The organism is Scytonema sp. NUACC21 (genome assembly GCF_054684315.1).
Window position 1 is genome coordinate 49403 of sequence record NZ_BAAFZH010000071.1, and the last position, 19918, is coordinate 69320.

The following is a 19918-nucleotide window of genomic DNA, read 5'->3' on the forward strand; positions in this document are numbered from 1 at the left end:
AATAGTTTCCCCATGTAGTTCCAGGTAAGGGTTATTTTATATGATACTCAGGTGTCAGCTAGCCGAAGATACAGGAAATTTTCAGGAGCAAATTAAATGTGGTTTAACTTATTTAATAAATATCCTGACCTACTACTAGTTTAATTTATATAATGTGAAACTTTTCTTACGATTTCTGGAAGTGTAAATTAAGGAGCCAATAGTAAATGAGATTTACAGAACTGCTTTATAAGTTGAAGAAAAGCTTGTTATTAGCAATGTTGTCCTTGTTTATTGGTTGTATTTTTAGTATTTTTTTAACTGTTGATTCTAACAACAAAGTTTCTTTTAAAATTCCTTTTACAAAAATTTATTTAACTACTGTACCTAATAAAATATTGTCTGACTTAATACCTGGAATTGTAGGCTCTATTGGTGTTTACTGGGTTCTTGATGAAACTATTAAACAAGTATTTGGTATATCCGAAATTCCAGATCTGCCCCTTGAGCAATTTATTCAAGATATCAAATCTGCTCAAGCTAAGAATATTTACATATTAGAAACATTTACAAAGTTAGCTACTGAAGACAAACTTTTTTGGGAATTTTCTGAAGCAATTAAAAAAGCTTTAAAAGATGGGTCAAAGGTGCAGTTACTTTTCATCCATCCTGACTCAGATGCTGCAAGACAACGTGCTGATGAACTTAGTAAAGTAAATCCTCCTGTCAATGTTCCAGAATCGATTGAGAAAACACTAGCTCGTTTTTATCAATTAGAGACAGAAATTAATAACCCTAATAAATTGCAAATTAAGCTATATGATGCTAATCCAACAATAGCAATGCATAGTTGGGGTAAAGAAGCATATGTCAGTTTTTTTCCTGTAAATAGACGTTCTGATGAAGCCCCTAATCTTAAACTCTCTACAGTGACTACATTTGGTAGATACTGTGTAAAAAAATTTGAAGAGTTGTGGAATAAAGATTCAGGAATCTATCTAAATTCATATATGAAACTAAAAATTAAAGAGCAAGGTAACACTGAAATAGCGTGTTACTATGTGTATAAAAAAAATAGTAAAAGACAATCTATCTATGCAGTTCCTCAAAAGTCTCAAGCCGGGAGCTTATCTAATCTTTTCACGTTGAGTCAAGACCAACTAATTTCCGTTGAAATTGAAGAAAACTGTTATGATGCAGTATTTGAATATGAAAAATCGCAAAAATTAAATAATGTAGGAGACGATGAAAGAGGAAAAAAGAAGGAGGAAATTATAAAAAGATACTTTTGGAAAGAAGAAGATATGAATAAATATATAACTAGCGAACCTCAAATTATTGCTATTACATTTCTGCTGCAGGTTGAAATAGAGCCTACTCAGAATAAACTTACTCAACCTGAAGATAGAGAATTTTACTACGTTTATGGAGACAATAATAGTAGAAACTCTCTATACGCACTTTGTAATTCTAATAATTTTATTTCTGCTTTGCAGCAACAAGGAGGCCAACTAAAACAAGTGTCAGTTAGCTTTGCAAGACAGAGTATTAATCAAGGGACGTGTAGTATACTGCACGATTTAGACGAAAAAAACAAAGCAATTAAGCTAATTCTGAGAAAATACGAGCAGCGAGGCTTAAACCTACAACAACAAATAGTTGACGGAAATTCTCAAATTATTTATATTAAAATATCTACTTAAAGTACAATAAACTAATAACATAAATAATGAATAACACAATTCTACATTTATCTACTATAGATTCGGAAGATACAAAAAATGTAAATATTCAAAGTTTATTTCTAAGATACTGGAAAGCAATAGAGGAATATCCAAATTGTATTGATATGGGAATGGGTATGCCTTCTCCTAGTATATTTGGTTCTGAGTTGGAAGCTCAAAATGAATTTGTTGAGGGCAGGCAGTTATGGCAAGCAGACTATCAACAACAGGCAGGAGATAAAAATCTTAGAGAAGCATTCTCTCAGCTTGAAAAACAGCGAACAGGAATTTCTTACACAGTTGAGAATGTTATGATTGTATCAGGGGCGCTTCGTGGTTTCTCATTGGTTTTAGATTGTTTGACAAGAAAAAAAACTCATATTATTGAAATCGTCCCTACCTATCCTCTTCTGGCGGGTCAAGTACGTAATGTTTTAGAAAGATTAGGAGGTACACTCACTACTATTATCCCTAAAGACACTAAAACTTTTCAAATAACGCTTGATGAAGTTCTACCGCATATCAAATCTGACTCCGTAATCTATTTAACAAACCCTAATAATCCAACTGGAATTTATATTCCAGATAATGTTTTATTTAAGATAATAGCTACCTGTGAAGAAGTTGGAGCATATATTATTCTTGATGAAGCGTGTGATATTCCTTTCAACTTAAATTATCATCAAAAATTTTACTTAGATAGTCCAGTAGTAATACGTATTTTAAGTTTATCAAAAACGTATCTACTAGCAGGCTTTCGACTTGGATATATAGTTGCCCACCCGGAACTAATCGAGACATTTTCAAACACTTATTCATTTTCTGACGGGAATGCGCCTCTAATTGCGAATAAAGCAATTATGAAATATCTCAATACGCCTCACCTGATGTCATTTATTTCACAGATATTTCGTAATAAGGTTAAACTTGCTTCGCATAGATTTTCAAAATGTTCTTCAATTACCGAATTTATAGAACCAGAGGCTTGTTTTTATATTTTTCTTAAAATAAATTATTCCAAGAATAGCTGGTTTCTTTTTAAAGAATTATTAGCACAGGGAATTAATGTTGTTCCTGGTTGTTTATTCAGTGTTCGTGAAGACCCTTGGATTCGTGTCTGTTGTTGTCATGAAGATGACATATTGATAGACCATTTGGATAAGCTAAGCAAAGCTCTTGATGCTTTATAAATTAATAGGGTATCGCTTTTCTTACTTAGGTTTAATTTTTGCGTTGGTTGAAGGAATTGTACTAGTCAGCATTGATGACAAGTTAAAACCCACATTCCGCACCGACTGTGGGTGAACAAACCCATAAAGCCACAACTATTTAAAACGCCAATTAACATTTCCTTGGCTTATTGGTAACCTCTTTCCAGTTCTTCTAGGCTCAGATGTGGCTCGATTGTTACTCGTCTTGGCATTGCGATACGCTTTTATACTTCATCCTTTTTTGTCTGTCCTAAATAAACTTCTACGACGCGCTTGTCGTTTTGTACTTCTTCGATAGTGCCTTCACACAACACTGAACCTTCGTGCAAAACTGTGACTTTTCGGGCGATTTGTCGGACGAATTCCATGTCATGTTCGATGACTAAAATGGAATGATTTTGTGCTAGTGCTAAAAGTAGTTCCCCTATGTTGTAGGTTTCTTCGTCTGTTAATCCGGCAACAGGTTCGTCAACAAGTAACACATCGGGAGACTGCGCTACTAACATCCCTATTTCTAAGCGTTGCTTTTCTCCATGAGAAAGAGAACTCGCTTGTCTGTCTGCTTTATCAATTAAGCCTATGGTTTCTATTAACTCTGTAATATTCTTCTTTTCAGCAGTACTGGAACGTCCAAACAAAGTAGACAAGACATTTTTATTGCGGTTACTGCTAAGTTCTAAGTTCTCGCGGGGTGTTAGGTTGAGGTAGATTCGAGGAGTTTGGAATTTACGCCCAATTCCCCGTCTGGCAATTTGGTGTTCTGATAGAGAGTGCAGGCTTTTGCCTTTGAAAAGAACTCTTCCTTCGGTTGGTTTCACTTTACCTGTAATGACATCAAGAAATGTTGTTTTTCCCGCGCCATTGGGTCCAATGACAACCCGCAACTCACCTGCATCCATGCTGAAGTTGAGCTTGTTGAGTGCCTTAAAGCCGTCAAAACTAACTGTGAGGTTTCTAGTTTCTAAGATTTTGGCGTTCATGCGGCACCTCGGGGTTTTCTTCTAGGCTGGGATAAGTGGCAATTGGCTGACGGGGTTTGAGAAGCTGAATTCCTTGAGTGCGGAACCATCCCACTACGCCATCGGGAAGGACTGTGACGACTATCAAAAACAGTGCTCCTTGGAAAAATAGCCAAAATTCGGCAAATTGTTCGCTGAAAAAAGCACGGGCATAGTTGACTAATAAGGTTCCTAAGATGGCTCCGATTAAGGTGGCGCGTCCTCCTACAGCAACCCAAATCACCATTTCAATGGAAAAGGCAATGTCCATTGCTCTTGGTGAAACAGAAGCGCTTTGTAATGTATAAAATGCTCCTGCTATTCCCGCGATCGCACCTGAAACTGCAAACACTAACACTTTAAAATCTGTGGGATCGTAGCCGGAAAAACGCACCCGACTTTCGTCATCTCGAATGGCTATTAACAACCTTCCAAACCGCCCGCTTGTCAGCCAACGACAGAGTCCATAGGTTGCTGCGAGAAACAATACCGTGAGGCTGTAGAAAACAAATTGGGTTTTTGAATCGCTAACTGTTGCTCCAAATAAAGTCGTGAAATCGATTAACCCATTTGTACCGTTGAACAGCCCTTGTTGACCGTTAAAGAAGTTAAAAAATACTATCGTTGCGGCTTGAGTTAGTATAGAAAAATACACTCCGCGAATTCGGTTGCGGAATACCAAGTATCCCAGCAATCCTGCTAGTATTGCCGGAGCGATCGCAACAGCTATGACTGCAAAAGGGAACGAATAAAAAGGTGTCCAAAACCAGGGAAGCTCCGTCACCCCATAAAGCCCCATAAAATCAGGTAACTCCCCTGGCGGAACTTGCAATTTCAGATGCATGGCGATCGCATACCCACCCAAGCCAAAGAAAATCCCGTGTCCCAAACTGAGCAACCCAGTGTAACCCCAAATTAAATCAATCCCCAAAGCAACAATAGCTAGCGATAAAAACCTCCCCAACAAATTCAATCGAAACCCCGAAAGCATCATCGGTACAATCAAAATGAGGATGAGTGCGATCGCCACCACCACCCCCACCTCAATTAAGATGAACCTTCCTCCCTTGCTTCTCATAACTTGGCATCCTTGGTGGTTGTCCTAAACATCAACAGTACGACCTTTTTGTGGAAAAATTCCCCCTGGCTTCACCTGTAAAAACGCAATAATCAGCGCAAAAACCAACGCCTTTGCCATACTTGTTGTTGCAAAGAACGTCAACAAATCTGCCAATGGCTTAACAGGAGACAACAACGAAGCCAAAGTTCCAGAACCAATCAAGTAATTTACCGTGCCAATTCCCAACGCTGCCACAATACTACCGATTAGGTTGCCCACACCACCCACAACAACAACCATAAAAGTATCGATAATGTAGTTTTGTCCGGTATTTGGTCCCACAGAACCGAGTAAACTAATCGCACAACCAGCTACACCAGCCAATCCCGAACCCAGAGCAAAAGTGATTGCATCAACCTTTTGAGTTGGGATGCCCAAACAAGCACTCATACTGCGATTTTGCGTGACAGCGCGAATCCTTAATCCCCAATGAGAGCGTTGCAAAAATAGGTAAATTCCCGTTACACAAAGAATTGTTAAAGCAATAATAAATAATCTGGGATAAGGCAATTGCACACCACCTACAGATATTCCATCTTGCAACCAACTAGGAGCAGTGACATCTACATTTTGAGCACCAAACCAGGGTTGGGTAATTGCTAACTGATAAGTTTGGCTCAAAAACTGACCCGTTGCTATTGCCACCCCCACTGAGAGTAACAATATCACTGCTACAACCCAGTTGCGAATTCTGCCAAAGTCAATTCGCCTTTTTAAAATCCACAAACTACCAAAAAACAACAACAGAAACAGGGCGATGCCAATAACCAGCACCGAATTTACACTCCGGACAAACTGCTGCAAAATTAAACTCACGCCCCAAGTTGCCAGCAGAGTTTCTAGGGGACGCCCGTAGAGATATCGAATCACCCCCCGTTCTAGCAGCCATCCCACAGCAGCGGTTAGCAAAAAAGCGATAATCAGGGCAAAAAAGATATAACTTTCAAACCAGACTCCGCCCAGTTGTTTGCAAACATTTTGCACTACAAATGTTGTGTATGCTCCCAACATCATCAACTCGCCATGTGCCATGTTGATGACGCCCATGAGTCCAAATACAATGGCTAGCCCTAGCGCTGCAATTAATAATACAGCACCAATACTAATGCCATTAAATACGGCTTCCAGAAAACCTGCTAACACTTTTCCCTCCTTAATGGTTAGTAGTTGGGAGTTAGTGGTTGGTGATTGGTGGTTAGTGGAAATTTGTAACTACTAACTATTTAAACTTTTTTATACTTACCGCTTTTAGATTTTTGTAGGTAGGGCTACTTCTTACAAGAGCAAACGGTGGGCAGTGCCCACCCTACTTCTTACAAACCTATAGTCTTACAAGAGCAAACGGTGGCCAGTGCCCACCCTACTTCTTACAAACCCATAGTCTTACAAGAGCAAACTAACTACTAACTACTAACTACTAACAATCCTACGTCTCTATCTCTTACTTCATCCTTCATCCTTTATCCTTCATACTTTATACTTGCCGCCTTTTGTGGAGTCTGACCAATCACAAGAAAATCCTTTGGTTTCTTTCACAAATTGATTCCAAGGAATGGGTTCAACAGGAGTGGGAGTAGCATAGACAATATCAAACAAACCATCATCTCTTACTTGACCTATCCGCACAATCTTTGATAGGTGATGATTGGCATTCATGGTGACTTTGCCTTCAGGAGCGTCAAAAGTTTGACCGTATGCTGCTATACGTACCTTAGCTAAATCGGTCGTCCCTGCTTTTTCTACTGCTTGTTTCCACAAATAAACACCAGTGTAAGCTGCTTCCATTGGGTCATTTGTCACCCGTTCTGCACCGTATTCTTTCTTAAAAGCTTCAACAAATTTCTTGTTTGCAGGAGTGTCTACTGTTTGGAAGTAGTTCCATGCTGCGTAATGTCCTTTAAGATATTGCACACCAATTGCCTTTACTTCTTCTTCGGCAATACTTACAGACATGGAGGGATATTTATCTGCTGTTAATCCTGCTGCTTTTAATTGTTTGAAAAATGCGACATTGCTATCACCATTTAGCGTGTTGTAAATGACTCCACCATTTGGTAAGGCTTGCTTAATTTTGGTAATGATAGGTGTAACTTCTGTGTTACCCAGCGGTAAGTAATCTTCTCCAACTGTTTTACCACCAAGTGCTTCTAGTTGGGCTTTAATAATTGTGTTGGCTGTACGGGGAAAAACGTAGTCAGAGCCAACTAAGAAGAATTGTTTCCCCTTATTTTTTAGCAACCAATCAATAGATGGTTCGATTTGTTGATTGGGGGCAGCGCCAGTGTAAAATATATTTTTGGAACATTCTTGACCTTCATACTGCACTGGATACCAGAGCATATGGTCTTTACTTTCAAATACTGATTTGACATTTTTACGACTTGCAGAAGTCCAACAACCAAATACAACAAGAACTTTATCTTGAGCGATGAGTTTGGTAGCTTTCTCTCTAAAGGTATCCCAGTTAGAGGCACCATCCTCAATGAACATAAATTCTGGCCCAGTGTAGGTCGTATTGATGCAGCCTTTGGCGACAGGAATTTTGTTTGCTCTTGTCTGCCAATGGATGCTTATTAATTCAAGTATAAAATAATGCCTCACCTTGATAAGGTGGGGCTATTATGAAGCCCTACCCAATGTAGGGCTTTAAGATTGTAAAATTAAGAAGTCGAGGAAATAGGCAATTGAAATAAAGAGGTGCTAATGACTCACCCGGAACTGCGCCAAAAAATCGAACAACAACTAGCTCAATTGCCACCCGATCAACTCCCCCTAGTCAGCAACTTCCTGGATTCCCTGACTAACAAAAGTACTATTAGTCAACCTCCGCTTCGTCGGCTAGCTCCAATTAAACGAGGAAAGAAGGCGGGGGATCTGCTGAAATTTGGTGGAACCTGGGAAGGCAATGATTTGGAAGAGTGTCTTCGTTCTGTCTACGAAACCCGTTCTAAAGCCCAGTTTTGATTTTTGTTTTGATTGATGAAGAAACTGCTATTTTTTACAGTCAACTCAAAGCAGCAGTTTTTAATCAGTTTGCCCCTAAAGATAAAAGTAAACGTCGGAGTACAAGTGTTGGAGATTTGGGATTTGATGACCATGACCTCTGGATTGCGGCAACAGCAATTCAGCACAATCTCATCCTTGTTTCTGTTGACAGCGATTTTGTCCGAATTCAACAAGCACAATCTTTTCTGCTTGAATCTTGGCTATAAATCGCAGTAGTCCAATAACTTTCGCTTAGATAGAGGACTTGCGAAAACGTACTGAAGGATTGCGAGCGGCAGTGCCCACCCCAACATCTCTTAACCATCATAAACTGATGATTAAAAAATAATTATTTTCTTAGCGACCTTTGCGTCTTTAGGGTTTAAAAAGATTTTTTGAACCCTAAAGACGCAAAGGTAGGATATGGAAAATTCACATAGAACTAGCCTGGTTTTTAAGCCATCTAGAGAAAGCTAGCTGGGCATTGCTCACTTTTAGGTTTTACACAGGATTTCTGGTTTCGCAAAAGTATCATCCCAGTATTGAGTACAAAGTTCGGGTCGTTTCGGCGGGTTGGCAGTGTAAACAAAAAAGAGGGCTGACCTTTCTTCTGTCTTCAAAGTTCCATGATGCAAAACATTTTTGGTATCGACAAAAATGACGGTTCCTGCGGGTCCGAGGCACGATTTCCAGTTTTCTTTGGGAATAATTTCCTTCAACTGCTCGTTATTAATGCCTAAATAACCAGATTGCCAAAGCTTGTGATAAATTCGGTAATAACTCAAGCTCGATGGTGAGGTTAAAGGTAGGGGTACGTATTCAAAAGGACCGTGATGCTCTTCTACATCACTTAAATAAACAATTATCTTGATAATACGGCGATCTTCGGAGTCTTTGTGCCATAGAAGTGTCCCAAACTGATTTTTATTGGGAAGATCTTTGCGTAGATGTACCCCATGAAAGGTGATAGGAAGACCAATATAATTCTCTACAATTGAGAGTAGTTTTGGCTCTCTTCCCCAGTGAAAAAATTCTGGTAAATCTGTTACTGTATAAATTTGTGGTAATTTTTCAGCTTCATAATTGTTGTTTACCCTTGCCATTGTCGATAGGTAAGTCTGGGCTGCTTGGAGAAGATTGGCAGTAGAACTCAGTCCCAACTCTTTGAGAGATGTTACGTAAACGCCCTCTTTTTTAAGAGTATCAACAATTTTGCGATCGCTGCTTTCTAAAGCTGGCAGTTTTGGTGCGTGTTTAAAGAGATCTGCTCTATAGCTTAACTCAGATTTTAATTCAGAAATTTTGTTAGCAATGACGTTAAGCATGGAATAATTTTCTAGATAAATTTGAGTACTGTTGAGGATTTTTCCGGCTAATTATGCCTCATATTTTTGGAAATTTTGAGCGGAAACTTTTCGTGTTTCTGCCATATTGAATTCGTAAGTAGCGATGACATCAAAAACAGACGCAGCAACTAAAGTTAGGAAGGGAACAACCGTCTTTATGGTGAAAATTGGCCATCTTCTCAATGCGCCTAAGAAAACTTTTAAGTTAGCTTCTTGGAAGTTCTTCAAAACCATCCGCCTGCAAAATTTCTTAGAATAGCCGCTTTCTTCTAATTTCATCAAAACTTCCGTTATGTGTTTGTATTGCATTAATAGTGCTGATTTTTGCTCTTTCTGCCAATAACTTACACCAACAATACATTCTACATAAGTTTTTTGAGTGACAATAATTCTGCCACGAGCAGCACAATAACCTGCTAAGTATGCCAAAGATATCCAATTGCTTGCAGCATCTTCCCAATTTTGAAGAGCTTCTTGTACTAGGTCAGTCCGGTATATAGAAGCAGTTAGAAAAATGACTGCGCCTACACTTTTTGAAAAACAGTGCTCAAATATAGCTTTAGAGTCACCATAACCGTCTTCGCTATCAACATCAAACCAACGATTACCGATTATTGTTGGTGGATGCACGGGTTCACCAGTGACTTTGTTACGACCGGAAAAATTGAGAAATAATAGTGATAAATCCTCATGCTTTTTAATATTTTCAATAATATAAGATACTGCTTGTTCTTGAATGGGATCATCATCGCCAATTGCCCAAACATATTTTGTCGTTGCTGACTTTAAGCAATTTATAATATTTGGCATGACCCCAAGATTTTTTGGGTTTCGATTTTGTTTAAATGTGACATGAATGAGCTTTTTTTGCCACTTTTCAATGATTTCTTGAGTATTGTCAGTTGAACAATTATCTGAAACAAAAATTTCGCAATCAGATTCAAAACCTTTTATAGCTTGTGCAACCCATGCCAACTGCCGATCTAGTAATTCAGCACGGTTGTAAGTGGGGATAGCGATAGTAAGTAATTTCTTCATATTCCTCACAGTATTGACAGTCGGAAATAATTTATTTTGCATTTTCTACCCAAAGATAGATGCAAGTTGCTCTCTCCATTAAACAGAAAACAAAGGAGGCGTTCTGGCAACTGCAAGCTAATCTCTAGTTAGTCTTACCAGGAATTTTTACGTAAATTCTCAGTTGCTATATGTGAATTTACACTTTTTTTATAACAACCATATGTAAATTCTATGGCAAAAACGTGACAAACTTACTACATTTTTTCCGGTTGATTTTTCTCATTTATACAACCTTGTGAAACCATAACACCATGTTTTTTTAGTTAAATTTTTAATGTGGAGAGTTCTGGGTTAAGTAAAGTTTTTATAAACCTGTCTGTTTTCTATTTTTTAAGATTGTATGAGGATAGGAAACTCTACATAAGCTGTTATGCATTTAGCGTTACATACTAACTTCTGAGAATCATCCTTCATGGGTTGGCAACACAAAATAATTTGAACCAAAAATCTTCTGATGGTAGTGCAATATTTACATTAGCTGCTCTTGCACCACTCCCAAAACTGAGTTTGTTAGAATAGTTCTCAAGAGAGGGAATTTTGATTTTTCTTCAAAATCCTGATTCTTTAGATATTGTGAGAAATGGTGCAACATTTGATATTCATATATTTTAATGTATGTTAAAAATGTGATGAAACTAATAAGAAATCAATAGAGCTTAGTTAAACATTGTTACTGAGGTTGGGTAATGTCTCCAGATGTTTCCAACAGTCTGTCTTTCCATTGCCTTTCAGATAACGGTTTTGCTGCGATCTGAAGCGTATTGGGTTATAAATGTGAAAACTCAGAGTATCGAGAACAAATAGTGAGTAAGCTAAGCCTGCGAACGCGATTGCTGTTGTCCCACATTATTGTGATGCTAGTGGGGTTGAGTACCCTAGTCATAGTGGGCAGGTTCTTTGCGCCCCACTTGTTTGGATTTCATTTAAAGTCCTTAGAAGGACGAGGGTTTGACCTGGGTGAAACTCGCTACGAGCTGATTGAGGAGTTTGAGGCAGCTTGGACTCGGGGAGCTTGGTGTTCAATACTAGTGGGTGCAACTGTAGCAGGGGGTTTGAGTTACCTAGTAGCCAAGCGTATTGTACAACCTCTTTTGGAGATGGAGAAAATCACTCAGCAGTTTGCTCAGGGCGATTTGAAAGCACGCATCCCTAAGAGCGAATTTCCCGAGTTGAACCGTCTTGCCATCAGTTTTAACCGAATGGCATCAAACCTTGAAGGTGTGGAACTGCGCCGTCGAGAACTGATAGGAGACTTAACCCATGAGCTACGTACACCATTGACAATTTTGGAAGGTTATTTGGAGGGTCTAGCGGATGGTACAATCGAGCCTTCGCCAGAAGTATTTCAGAGATTAGCCAGAGAAACAACTCGCTTGCGTCGATTGGTTAGCGATACACAAGAACTTTCTAAGGTAGAAGCGGGAAATTTACCGATTAACACTCAACCCGTTAACCTATATCCACTCCTACTGTCCCTAATCGAACGGTTCTCCGAGCAATTACTGGAGGAAGGTCCGGTTTTGCGTCTGCAGTGCCCACCCAATTTTCCTCTGGTGTCTGCCGATCCAGAACGAGTTGAACAAATTCTGGTCAACCTACTGGGTAATGCGTTGCGCTATACTGCAAAGGGTTCAATCACGGTAAAAGTTTGGGTCGAACCTCCTAAGCTCTGGATTGCGGTTGTTGATACAGGTCATGGCATTAAAAAGGAGGATTTACCCTTTGTCTTTGACCGATTTTGGCGATCGGAACGTTCCCGTGCCCGCAGCCCTGGGGGTACTGGAATTGGTTTAGCTATCTCGCGTCATCTTGTTGAGTTACAGGGAGGCGAGATCCAAGTAGAAAGTGAGATAGACAAGGGAAGTACATTTCGATTTTCGCTGCCGTTGGTTTAAGAGCAAAAGTTTTGCCTGTGGGTAGGTTAACCTTGCTGTATAACTCAGGATAACGTGATATATAGAGTTACATCAATGGCAAAGCTATGGGGATTAAGTGAGATTGAAGTCAAAGCTCGACAAACCACCGGGCAAAGCAACAATGTCAAACTTCCTACTAGTCGTTCCTACGCTCAGATTTTAAGTGAAAACCTCTTTACCTTTGTTAACGCAGTTTTCTTTATTATCAGTAGTGTATTTTTGCTACTGCGGCGTCCTAGCGATGCCGTTTTTGTAGCAGTAGTCATCTTCAGTGGTGTTATTATTAGTATTTACCAAGAAATTTGGGCAAAACGGAAGCTAGACAAGATTGCACTGCTGACCCGACCTCACGCGATCGTTATCCGTGATGGTCAAGAGCAAACAATCCGTCCTGAGGAGATTGTTTTGGGAGATATTCTCCTACTCCGTCCGGGTGAGCAAATCTTAGTAGATGGAAAGGTCATAGGTGAAGGACGAATTGAAGTCGATGAGTCGCTTTTAACAGGGGAATCCAATTTGATTTCCAAAGTTGTCGGACAGCCCGTTTACTCGGGTAGTTTTTGTGTCAGTGGCAGTGCTTGCTATGAGGCAGAAAAAGTCGGTACTGAAACAACTGCTTATAAAATTACCATTGGAGCACGAACTTTTCGCCAAGTTTATACACCCCTGCAAATGGAAATTAATTTGGTGATTCGGGTTCTATTGCTACTAGCTTCCTTTCTATGGCTTTTAATTAGCATCAGTTTTATTAGCCGATCCCAACCATTGAATGAACTGGTTCAGAGAGCTGCAGTCATCGCCGGGTTAATTCCTGCAGGGCTTCTCATTGCAATTACACTTGCCTATGGAATGGGTGCGGTGCGGATGTTGGGACAAAATGTCTTGATTCAACAAACCAATGCTGTCGAGTCATTAAGTCATGTTGATGTGCTTTGCCTAGATAAAACTGGAACCCTAACCAGCAACCAGCTCAACTTACAGGCAGTATATCCCATCGCAATACCCGAAGCAAAATTGCGTAATTTATTAGGGGATTACGCTGCTACTGTCTCAACAAGTAACCGTACCAGTGAAGCAATCCTTGCTGCTTGTTCTGGCTACAGGACACCTACTGTCTTGGAAATTCCTTTCTCCTCTGCTCGTAAGTGGAGTGCAATCGCATTCGACGATCGCGCCAAACCAGGGACTTATGTTCTCGGTGCTCCAGAAATCCTATTAGCTAATATATCTTTAGATGGAGATGCAAGTAACTATCTTCAGCAGGAAGTTCAGAAGGGTTTGCGGGTTGTTCTGTTTGCCCATAGCCCGGAGTTGATTCCCGTTGAAGATGGATTTTCTGCCAAGCTACCCTCTGGTTTGGTTCCTATCGGAATTCTTAGTTTCAGTGATGTGTTGCGTCCTGCAGCCTATGAAACGTTACAAGGTTTTGCGAAGGCAGGAATTTCACTCAAAATTATCTCTGGTGATAACCCCGAAACCGTTGTATCGTTAGCAAAACAGGCAGGGTTCGCTGATGAAATTAAAATGATATCGGGTATAGATCTCGAAGGGTTGAGTGCTGTCAATTTTACCCAAGCAGCTCAAAAACATAATGTGTTTGGGCGCATCACGCCAGAACAGAAAGCTAAACTCGTCAAGTCACTTCGGGATGCGGGACATTATGTGGCAATGACTGGGGATGGGGTTAATGATGTTTTGGCACTGAAACAAGCAAATTTAGGCATTGCGATGGAAAGCGGCAGTCAAGCAACACGAGGTGTTGCTGATATTGTATTGCTCAATGATTCCTTTGAAGCATTACCCCATGCTTTTTTGGAAGGGCAATGTATTCGGAACGGAATCAGGGATGTATTGAAGCTGTTTATGGTGCGCTTGTCTTGTGTGACATTGTTAATTTTTGCAACGGCGCTTGCTACGGACAGTTTCCCACTTATGAACAGACATAGCGCGATTGTCACTCTCATTGGTGTTGGGTTTCCTACTACGTTTATTCCCCTGTGGGCAAAACCAGGAGAACAACCCAGGCAGAGCATAATTCGTTCTATGTTGCACTTTGTCATACCTGCCACCCTAACCATCACTGTAGTTTCTCTACTCGTCTACCTCTTCTATCTTATTAGTGCGATTCTGGATATTCCTCCCAATGTTGAAGTTGCCCAAATGGACTTTGGTCTTCCTCGTACAGCATTGGTTACCATTCTAGTATTTTGCCAACTGCTTTTAATCCCGTTTTTGAAGCCCCCAACCTCGGCTTGGGTGGGAGGTGAACCACTTAGCGGTGATTGGCGTTACTCCATCGTGGCAGCAGTTTCATTAGTTGTATATTTGCTGATTTTATTTGTACAACCTCTGCGTGAATTTTTTGAGCTATCGTCGTTAGGAATTGTTAATTGTTTATTTTTGGGTTTAATTGCTTTGGAGTGGTGTTTGATTGTGCGTTTAATGTGGCGTACAAGATTTTTAGACCGCTTTCTTGGTGTGGATTTGAGTTAGTAAATTACCCAGCCATAACCACTTTATTTTTACCGACCTACTTAACTGTTGACCATCAAAAGTCTCTATCTATGAGAGAATCTTCACCAACTAAAATTACACAATACAGAGTGACTGTCGGGGAAGTTATTGCTGTGATTGTAGGTGTGCTTTGGATCGCATCACTCGGAGCGATTGGGCTTGCGATTAAGTTCATGAAAAATACATTTAATCCTTACAGAGCAGAGGCGATCGCACACCACATCATGGACTATACCATTCCTGGTAATCCCCGAGGTATGCTTGGAGTAAATACTGCAGGTCTAAAATTTGCACTTATTGCCAGTGGTAAAAGTGCCATTCCAGATACCTGGCTTTTGGTTGCCAAAGTTCCAGTAAATCAACAAAGAGATCGAAGCCAGATAGAGGAAATTTTGGATAATATCTTAACGTCGCAGATGGCAGAAGAGGTAAATATCGTTGCTTCCCGAGTCGAAGACAGGAATTTTTGTCATTTCAACACTCCCGTGACAATTCAAGAATCACAACTGATAATCCCCGAGACTCCTCAACCTGAGGTTGCACTTACTTATAAAGCTAGTACAAATTTAGGTGATAGAAAATATATACTTATTCTAAGTACTGTAGGTGAGAATACAACACAAAAAGCTGATAATATCTTTAACTCTCTTAAGTGCAAGTAGTAGGGGCGTCCTTTGTCATCAGTTCTCCGTTATTTGTATGACAAATGATTCAGGAGAAAGAACAAAAGACGGTTATCATAACAAGAAATTAATGTAGATGACTTTGAATAATATCATCAATCATCGCTTCTACATCCATGTCATAGAGATCGGACTCTGTCAGATAAAAACGTGCGTAGCGTTCATCCACATCCAAGGCTTCATCCAACCAACCCTTAAAACCACGCGCCCTTTTGTCTATCTCCATCAAAACTTCTAATTCATGGGGGCTTAAGTTGAAAATAATTTCCAACTCATCTAGATAATTTCTGTACTCCCCTACAGGACGAAACTCGAACTCTTGCACAAAGGGATATGTCCCACCAAAATGATGAGTGTACTCGCAATCGACCTTATGCAAGTGAAAGCCCAACTTCTCCACTGCTTCCAGTACTCTATGCATTAAAGGGTGTGGTTTAACTTCCAAAGCATCTTTGTCTTTGGGATTGACAGCAGTTTTAATGTCTAATCCCGTTCTGACGTAAGCAGGAGTACCGCCAAGAGTCAGTGGCATTTCATAGGGAAGTTGGAATGAAAACGGCACAACTATTTCCTCTTTTGGCTGAATGGTAAATCGCTCCGTTAAGCGATAGTTCACCATCACGCATTCTTCATAGTAAGTCGAGTCATCTGTTTCGCGCTTGTATTCAGTGGCTAATTTTAAGTAGATATCATCAATATTCTGCGCGACATCTCCGCCAACAATCTGGACTTCTCCCTCCAGTACTTCACCGGGAACAACAGAATCATTGAACAACCGTGTATCAACTTTTGCTGCCCCAATCCCTACACTTGCTAAAAATTTCTTGAACATATCCAGGCAATTAGTAAGAAAAATTATGAATTATAGAATTATGAATTCTATTTACAAAACTTATAGCACACGATTCAAAAGCTACAATTCATCCATGTGAAAATACGCCATTTAGTCTAACCGACTCACCTATAAACTGTCTGTAATTGTTAAGTACTAAGTCATGAAATCATTGTAAAGTTTTCATAAACTCCCATCCAAAATGAAAAAGCTCCTGCTTTTACACAGAAGCTTTGACGATTTGATTATCAGTGATGAAAGAAACTTATTAGTCGAGATCCTTCATAGACAATGCAGGCTCGTTCCGACGGTCAATACCCTTCTCGAAACCACCAGCAGCAGCGCGAGCGCGACCGGCGTGCCATAGGTGACCGATCAAGAAGAAGAAGCCCAATACGAAGTGAGAAGTCGCCAACCAAGCACGAGGAGATACGTAGTTGAAGGAGTTAATCTCCGTAGCCACACCACCTACAGAGTTCAAAGAACCCAGAGGAGCGTGAGTCATGTACTCAGCAGCACGGCGAGCTTGCCAGGGCTGAATATCGTTCTTGACCTTGTCCAAATCAAGACCGTTTGGTCCGCGTAGGGGCTCAAGCCAAGGACCACGGAAATCCCAGAAGCGCATGGTTTCACCACCGAAGATGATTTCACCAGTAGGAGAGTTCTTGATTGGGAAGAGGAACAATCAAAAAACGTTCTGTATGTCTTGAGAGCCTGTCTATAATTGCCTGATTATTCGTTACAGCAATAATATCTGTGAATGTCCCGCCGCGATCGGCAAATACTTTTAACATTTATCAACTTCCTTAATGGTATAGAAGTAGAGTAACAACAGGATTAGAAGTTTTCTACTTCATGTGTGGAAAATTTTAACAACGGGTGTGGATAGTTTATATTTTCCATTGCCATTTTTGTTGTTCTTCATTCCATTTTACGGTTACTATTTCTGTGGGAGGATTGACGCGATCGCCATTGCTATCAAATTGAATAAATCCAGTCACTCCCTTTACCCGTTTTCTCTTGTCTTTAAAATATTGATTCATATGTGTAAGTAAAGCTTCGCTAGTTTGACTTTGATATTCTTCTATAACTTTTAAAATGATTAACACTGAATCAAAAGCTGTTGCACTGCGCCATGTTAAGTTTTCTGTTCCCCATAATTGAGCCCCTATTTGACAAAAACTTCGTGCTAGAAAATTAGAACTTTCACACCCATTTTCTTGACTCTGCCAATGCCAAGGAATACAAGCTATAATTTGACGCTTATTTTGATTTATGGTATTATAGGGATTTTGCTCGTGAATCCAATGTAAAACATTATCATGATAAAAAGTAGCTGAGCCTGCTATTAAACAGTTGTTGAGATTTAATCTGCTAATTAGCCCAGCATTATCAAGGGAATTCGGTTCAATACCACCGTCTGGAATTACAATAATAATATCAACATCATGTTTCTTAATACTTTCTATATATTTTTGCAGTTTATAATAATTTTCACTAATATAATTACATTCAGGTAGAAAAACAAATTTATCTTGAAATTGTTCTAGATATTTTTTAATACTATTTCTGTAGGAAATACTGTAACTGCTATTTTGATTGAATACAATCGCTACTTTTTTTGGAGTTTGGCAAGAAAATTTTACTATCAAATAATCAGCCATTTTTTTAGCATTAATATCGTCGGAAGTTGTTAATCTAAAAAAAGATAAGCTTTCACCTACAGATAAATTAGAAAGGTCATTAGATGTACTACTAGAATTAACTAAAGTTAATCCTTTTTGGCTATAGAAGTGCAATGCATTTTTGGTCATTTCGCTTGAATAATGACCAAGAATAGCGATCGGATTTAATTGTGGTGCTAAGTCAGCCAACTTCTCTGCTGTCTGGTTATAGGGTGTATATAAATTATTAGGGTCATTAACAACAAGAATTTGTAAAGCTATGTGACTGTGTATTAAAGTCAAGTAGGTCTTGGGTCTGATATCATCTAAATTTATCTCTGTACCTAAAGAAATTTTGTCAAAGCTTGACAGATTAACTTGTAATTGTATTTGAGCAATTCCTCGTAGAATTTCAGCAGCAACATAACCTTGATTGTGATGAAATGGCACAACTACTGCTAGAGTATAAATTTTAATATCTTGTTCTTTAAAAAGAGATTTTTTATATTCAATCAAGCAGTTATTAATATAAATTAACACTTCTGGATTGCCAATTCTATAAATACTGCATTCCTTATTCCAAGCAATTAAAAAACACTTAAAAGCTTGATAGTACAGCCCTTTTTGATAGAATTTTGTTCCTTCAATCTGACATTTAACAATTTCTTGATTGGGTGGATAAAGAAAAATTTGTCTCCCAAAACTTCCTTGAAAATTATCACTATTTAATTGAGGAGCAGGATTTAACCTGTAACCTTCCTGTGGATTGAGTAAAAAATTTATAATTTTTACCCAATTGCCTGCTATTTCCTCTTGTCCAAGGCACATTATATCTGCTATTCTCGGATAAATATTATTCGTCAGTCTGTCCCTAATTTTTTGGTCAGATAATTCAGCTATATTAGCTATTTGTTGTCGGGAGAATCCCAACAAAGAGTGACAAATAATGAGTCGATCTAATTCACTAAGTTTCTTTTTATTGACAGAATTATTTAAATTCTGTAAGAAAAGTTCAATATTAATAGCTAGCTTTTCTATAACCTGCTGACAACTTTGACACATATTCAGATATCATCGTTTATCTTCAAAATGATAGTCTGATTTTCAGGTTAGGTTATCCTATTGGTGTAGAAAAATTTTCTACAGATGTTGCTACAAGCTCTATGTTTGGGTTGTCCGCAAACCGATAGTAGTAAACCTGGGGTGGGCAGTGCCCTGAATCCAACATTGAACCCTTATTGTTGGGTTTCGTTCCTCAACCCAACCTACCTCTATACCGCACTTGATGTAAGATTACCGAGCTTCGTTTCCTCTTTCTTTGTGTCCTTAGCGTCTTTGCGGTTCATTTAAATAGATCATCTTCTAGCAGGAAAGGAGACGTAGGGTGGGCACTGCCCACTAATAGCCAACGTGCGACATAGCTCTACCTACAAAAATTTGTCATTTTAGTAGCCAGTAGCACCTGGTTAAGGAGTTGCAGCAACTGTCCCTACCTTCAGTTTCCACGAAAAGTGGGGTGGGCAGTGCCGCACAGTAGCCAAAGGAGGGCAATGCCCACCCTACAACAATTTGTCATTTTAGTAGCTCACTATGCCGCACGTTGGTTGCTGGTGGGCAGTGCCCACCCTACAAAAATCGTTAATTTTAGAGAGAAAAGAGGTAAAGCTTTATCTTGAATACCCTATACGCCGCAAACATTTTTTGAATTAGTATTATTTAATTTCCGGGCTGAATAGAAAATTCAATGAATTTGAAGATGTTGATTTGAATTAAAATCTTCAGAGTTTCAAGTTGTAGAACTTTTACTCAGTACAAGCCATTAAACAGACAGAATGGCTTGAGCTAAACTTCTCATATGTTATATTC

Annotated in this window: 17 protein-coding genes and 1 pseudogene; 8 read left to right on the plus strand and 10 right to left on the minus strand. The window is 39.3% G+C overall.

Translation table 11 applies throughout. The annotated features are described in order from the left end of the window. The first annotated feature begins 206 nt into the window (after window positions 1-206). Window positions 207-1682: a hypothetical protein gene (locus ACYRY3_RS13455; RefSeq protein WP_460202157.1), complete on the plus strand. Its 1476-nt coding sequence runs from the start codon at window positions 207-209 to the stop codon at window positions 1680-1682. 26 nt (window positions 1683-1708) lie between these two features. Next, window positions 1709-2893, plus strand: coding sequence for a pyridoxal phosphate-dependent aminotransferase (locus ACYRY3_RS13460; RefSeq protein ID WP_460202158.1), 1185 nt, complete (start codon window positions 1709-1711; stop codon window positions 2891-2893). 245 nt (window positions 2894-3138) lie between these two features. Here the strand turns inward: ACYRY3_RS13460 and urtD are convergent, their stop codons facing one another. The 4 genes from urtD to urtA form a co-directional block, all read right to left on the minus strand. After that, window positions 3139-3894: an urea ABC transporter ATP-binding protein UrtD gene (urtD, locus tag ACYRY3_RS13465; RefSeq protein WP_460202159.1), complete on the minus strand. Its 756-nt coding sequence runs from the start codon at window positions 3892-3894 to the stop codon at window positions 3139-3141. Next, a complete protein-coding gene (urtC, locus tag ACYRY3_RS13470) occupies window positions 3869-4990 on the minus strand; it encodes an urea ABC transporter permease subunit UrtC (RefSeq protein ID WP_460202161.1) in 1122 nt (373 codons plus the stop codon). The genes urtD and urtC overlap by 26 nt, the downstream gene beginning before the upstream one ends. Window positions 4991-5014: 24 nt before the next feature. Beyond that, the gene (locus ACYRY3_RS13475; protein ID WP_460202162.1) at window positions 5015-6175 is read right to left on the minus strand and encodes an ABC transporter permease; all 1161 of its coding nucleotides are present in this window, start codon (window positions 6173-6175) and stop codon (window positions 5015-5017) included. Between the two features lie 324 nt (window positions 6176-6499). Continuing rightward, window positions 6500-7522: an urea ABC transporter substrate-binding protein gene (urtA, locus tag ACYRY3_RS13480; RefSeq protein ID WP_460202163.1), complete on the minus strand. Its 1023-nt coding sequence runs from the start codon at window positions 7520-7522 to the stop codon at window positions 6500-6502. Window positions 7523-7735: 213 nt separating this feature from the next. Here urtA and ACYRY3_RS13485 point away from each other — a divergent pair, with 213 nt between their 5' ends. After that, window positions 7736-7996, plus strand: coding sequence for a hypothetical protein (locus ACYRY3_RS13485; RefSeq protein ID WP_460202164.1), 261 nt, complete (start codon window positions 7736-7738; stop codon window positions 7994-7996). After that, the gene (locus ACYRY3_RS13490; RefSeq protein ID WP_460202165.1) at window positions 7993-8244 is read left to right on the plus strand and encodes a PIN domain-containing protein; all 252 of its coding nucleotides are present in this window, start codon (window positions 7993-7995) and stop codon (window positions 8242-8244) included. Before ACYRY3_RS13485 ends, ACYRY3_RS13490 begins: the two co-directional genes overlap by 4 nt. Before the next feature lie 267 nt (window positions 8245-8511). On the opposite strand, the gene ACYRY3_RS13495 is transcribed toward ACYRY3_RS13490, so the two are convergent. Both ACYRY3_RS13495 and ACYRY3_RS13500 read right to left on the minus strand, forming a co-directional pair. Further along, window positions 8512-9342 carry a phytanoyl-CoA dioxygenase family protein gene (locus tag ACYRY3_RS13495; RefSeq protein WP_460202166.1) on the minus strand — a complete coding sequence of 277 codons (831 nt, stop codon included), beginning with the start codon at window positions 9340-9342 and terminating at the stop codon, window positions 8512-8514. 51 nt (window positions 9343-9393) lie between these two features. Further along, a complete protein-coding gene (locus ACYRY3_RS13500; RefSeq protein ID WP_460202167.1) occupies window positions 9394-10401 on the minus strand; it encodes a glycosyltransferase family 2 protein in 1008 nt (335 codons plus the stop codon). Window positions 10402-11297: 896 nt separating this feature from the next. Here ACYRY3_RS13500 and ACYRY3_RS13505 point away from each other — a divergent pair. The 3 genes from ACYRY3_RS13505 (at window position 11298) to ACYRY3_RS13515 (ending at window position 15535) form a co-directional block, all read left to right on the plus strand. Next, complete coding sequence (locus ACYRY3_RS13505) at window positions 11298-12338, plus strand: sensor histidine kinase (protein ID WP_460202194.1); 1041 nt, start codon at window positions 11298-11300, stop codon at window positions 12336-12338. Between the two features lie 75 nt (window positions 12339-12413). Further along, window positions 12414-14852 carry an HAD-IC family P-type ATPase gene (locus ACYRY3_RS13510; protein WP_460202168.1) on the plus strand — a complete coding sequence of 813 codons (2439 nt, stop codon included), beginning with the start codon at window positions 12414-12416 and terminating at the stop codon, window positions 14850-14852. Window positions 14853-14923: 71 nt separating this feature from the next. Beyond that, entirely contained in the window at window positions 14924-15535 is a 612-nt protein-coding gene (locus tag ACYRY3_RS13515; RefSeq protein WP_460202169.1) for a hypothetical protein, read from the plus strand. An 88-nt stretch (window positions 15536-15623) separates the two neighbouring features. Here ACYRY3_RS13515 and ACYRY3_RS13520 read toward each other — a convergent pair whose 3' ends face one another. The 4 genes and pseudogenes from ACYRY3_RS13520 to ACYRY3_RS13535 all read right to left on the minus strand — a co-directional run bounded on the left by ACYRY3_RS13520 (window position 15624) and on the right by ACYRY3_RS13535 (window position 19114). Next, a complete protein-coding gene (locus ACYRY3_RS13520; protein WP_460202170.1) occupies window positions 15624-16388 on the minus strand; it encodes a sporulation protein in 765 nt (254 codons plus the stop codon). Window positions 16389-16656: 268 nt separating this feature from the next. After that, window positions 16657-17058: pseudogene (locus ACYRY3_RS13525) on the minus strand (photosystem II reaction center protein CP43); the annotation flags it as partial. Continuing rightward, a complete protein-coding gene (locus ACYRY3_RS13530; RefSeq protein ID WP_460202195.1) occupies window positions 17036-17182 on the minus strand; it encodes a hypothetical protein in 147 nt (48 codons plus the stop codon). The gene ACYRY3_RS13530 and the pseudogene ACYRY3_RS13525, both read right to left, overlap by 23 nt. 96 nt (window positions 17183-17278) lie before the next feature. Beyond that, entirely contained in the window at window positions 17279-19114 is a 1836-nt protein-coding gene (locus tag ACYRY3_RS13535) for an ABC transporter substrate-binding protein (protein WP_460202171.1), read from the minus strand. A gap of 488 nt (window positions 19115-19602) precedes the next feature. On the opposite strand from ACYRY3_RS13535, the gene ACYRY3_RS13540 reads away from it, so the two are divergent. Next, window positions 19603-19728, plus strand: coding sequence for a hypothetical protein (locus tag ACYRY3_RS13540; protein ID WP_460202172.1), 126 nt, complete (start codon window positions 19603-19605; stop codon window positions 19726-19728). Window positions 19729-19918 lie beyond the last annotated feature (190 nt).

What these genes read in the sequence shown, in the direction of transcription:
- ACYRY3_RS13455 (WP_460202157.1), top strand. Translation starts at nt 207, where the DNA reads ATGAGATTTACAGAACTGCTTTATAAGTTGAAGAAAAGCTTGTTATTA.
- ACYRY3_RS13460 (WP_460202158.1), top strand. Translation starts at nt 1,709, where the DNA reads ATGAATAACACAATTCTACATTTATCTACTATAGATTCGGAAGATACA.
- urtD (WP_460202159.1), bottom strand. Translation starts at nt 3,894, where the DNA reads ATGAACGCCAAAATCTTAGAAACTAGAAACCTCACAGTTAGTTTTGAC.
- urtC (WP_460202161.1), bottom strand. Translation starts at nt 4,990, where the DNA reads ATGAGAAGCAAGGGAGGAAGGTTCATCTTAATTGAGGTGGGGGTGGTG.
- urtA (WP_460202163.1), bottom strand. Translation starts at nt 7,522, where the DNA reads ATGTTCATTGAGGATGGTGCCTCTAACTGGGATACCTTTAGAGAGAAA.
- ACYRY3_RS13485 (WP_460202164.1), top strand. Translation starts at nt 7,736, where the DNA reads ATGACTCACCCGGAACTGCGCCAAAAAATCGAACAACAACTAGCTCAA.
- ACYRY3_RS13495 (WP_460202166.1), bottom strand. Translation starts at nt 9,342, where the DNA reads ATGCTTAACGTCATTGCTAACAAAATTTCTGAATTAAAATCTGAGTTA.
- ACYRY3_RS13500 (WP_460202167.1), bottom strand. Translation starts at nt 10,401, where the DNA reads ATGAAGAAATTACTTACTATCGCTATCCCCACTTACAACCGTGCTGAA.
- ACYRY3_RS13505 (WP_460202194.1), top strand. Translation starts at nt 11,298, where the DNA reads ATGCTAGTGGGGTTGAGTACCCTAGTCATAGTGGGCAGGTTCTTTGCG.
- ACYRY3_RS13510 (WP_460202168.1), top strand. Translation starts at nt 12,414, where the DNA reads ATGGCAAAGCTATGGGGATTAAGTGAGATTGAAGTCAAAGCTCGACAA.
- ACYRY3_RS13515 (WP_460202169.1), top strand. Translation starts at nt 14,924, where the DNA reads ATGAGAGAATCTTCACCAACTAAAATTACACAATACAGAGTGACTGTC.
- ACYRY3_RS13520 (WP_460202170.1), bottom strand. Translation starts at nt 16,388, where the DNA reads ATGTTCAAGAAATTTTTAGCAAGTGTAGGGATTGGGGCAGCAAAAGTT.
- ACYRY3_RS13530 (WP_460202195.1), bottom strand. Translation starts at nt 17,182, where the DNA reads ATGTTAAAAGTATTTGCCGATCGCGGCGGGACATTCACAGATATTATT.
- ACYRY3_RS13535 (WP_460202171.1), bottom strand. Translation starts at nt 19,114, where the DNA reads ATGTGTCAAAGTTGTCAGCAGGTTATAGAAAAGCTAGCTATTAATATT.
- ACYRY3_RS13540 (WP_460202172.1), top strand. Translation starts at nt 19,603, where the DNA reads ATGCCCACCCTACAACAATTTGTCATTTTAGTAGCTCACTATGCCGCA.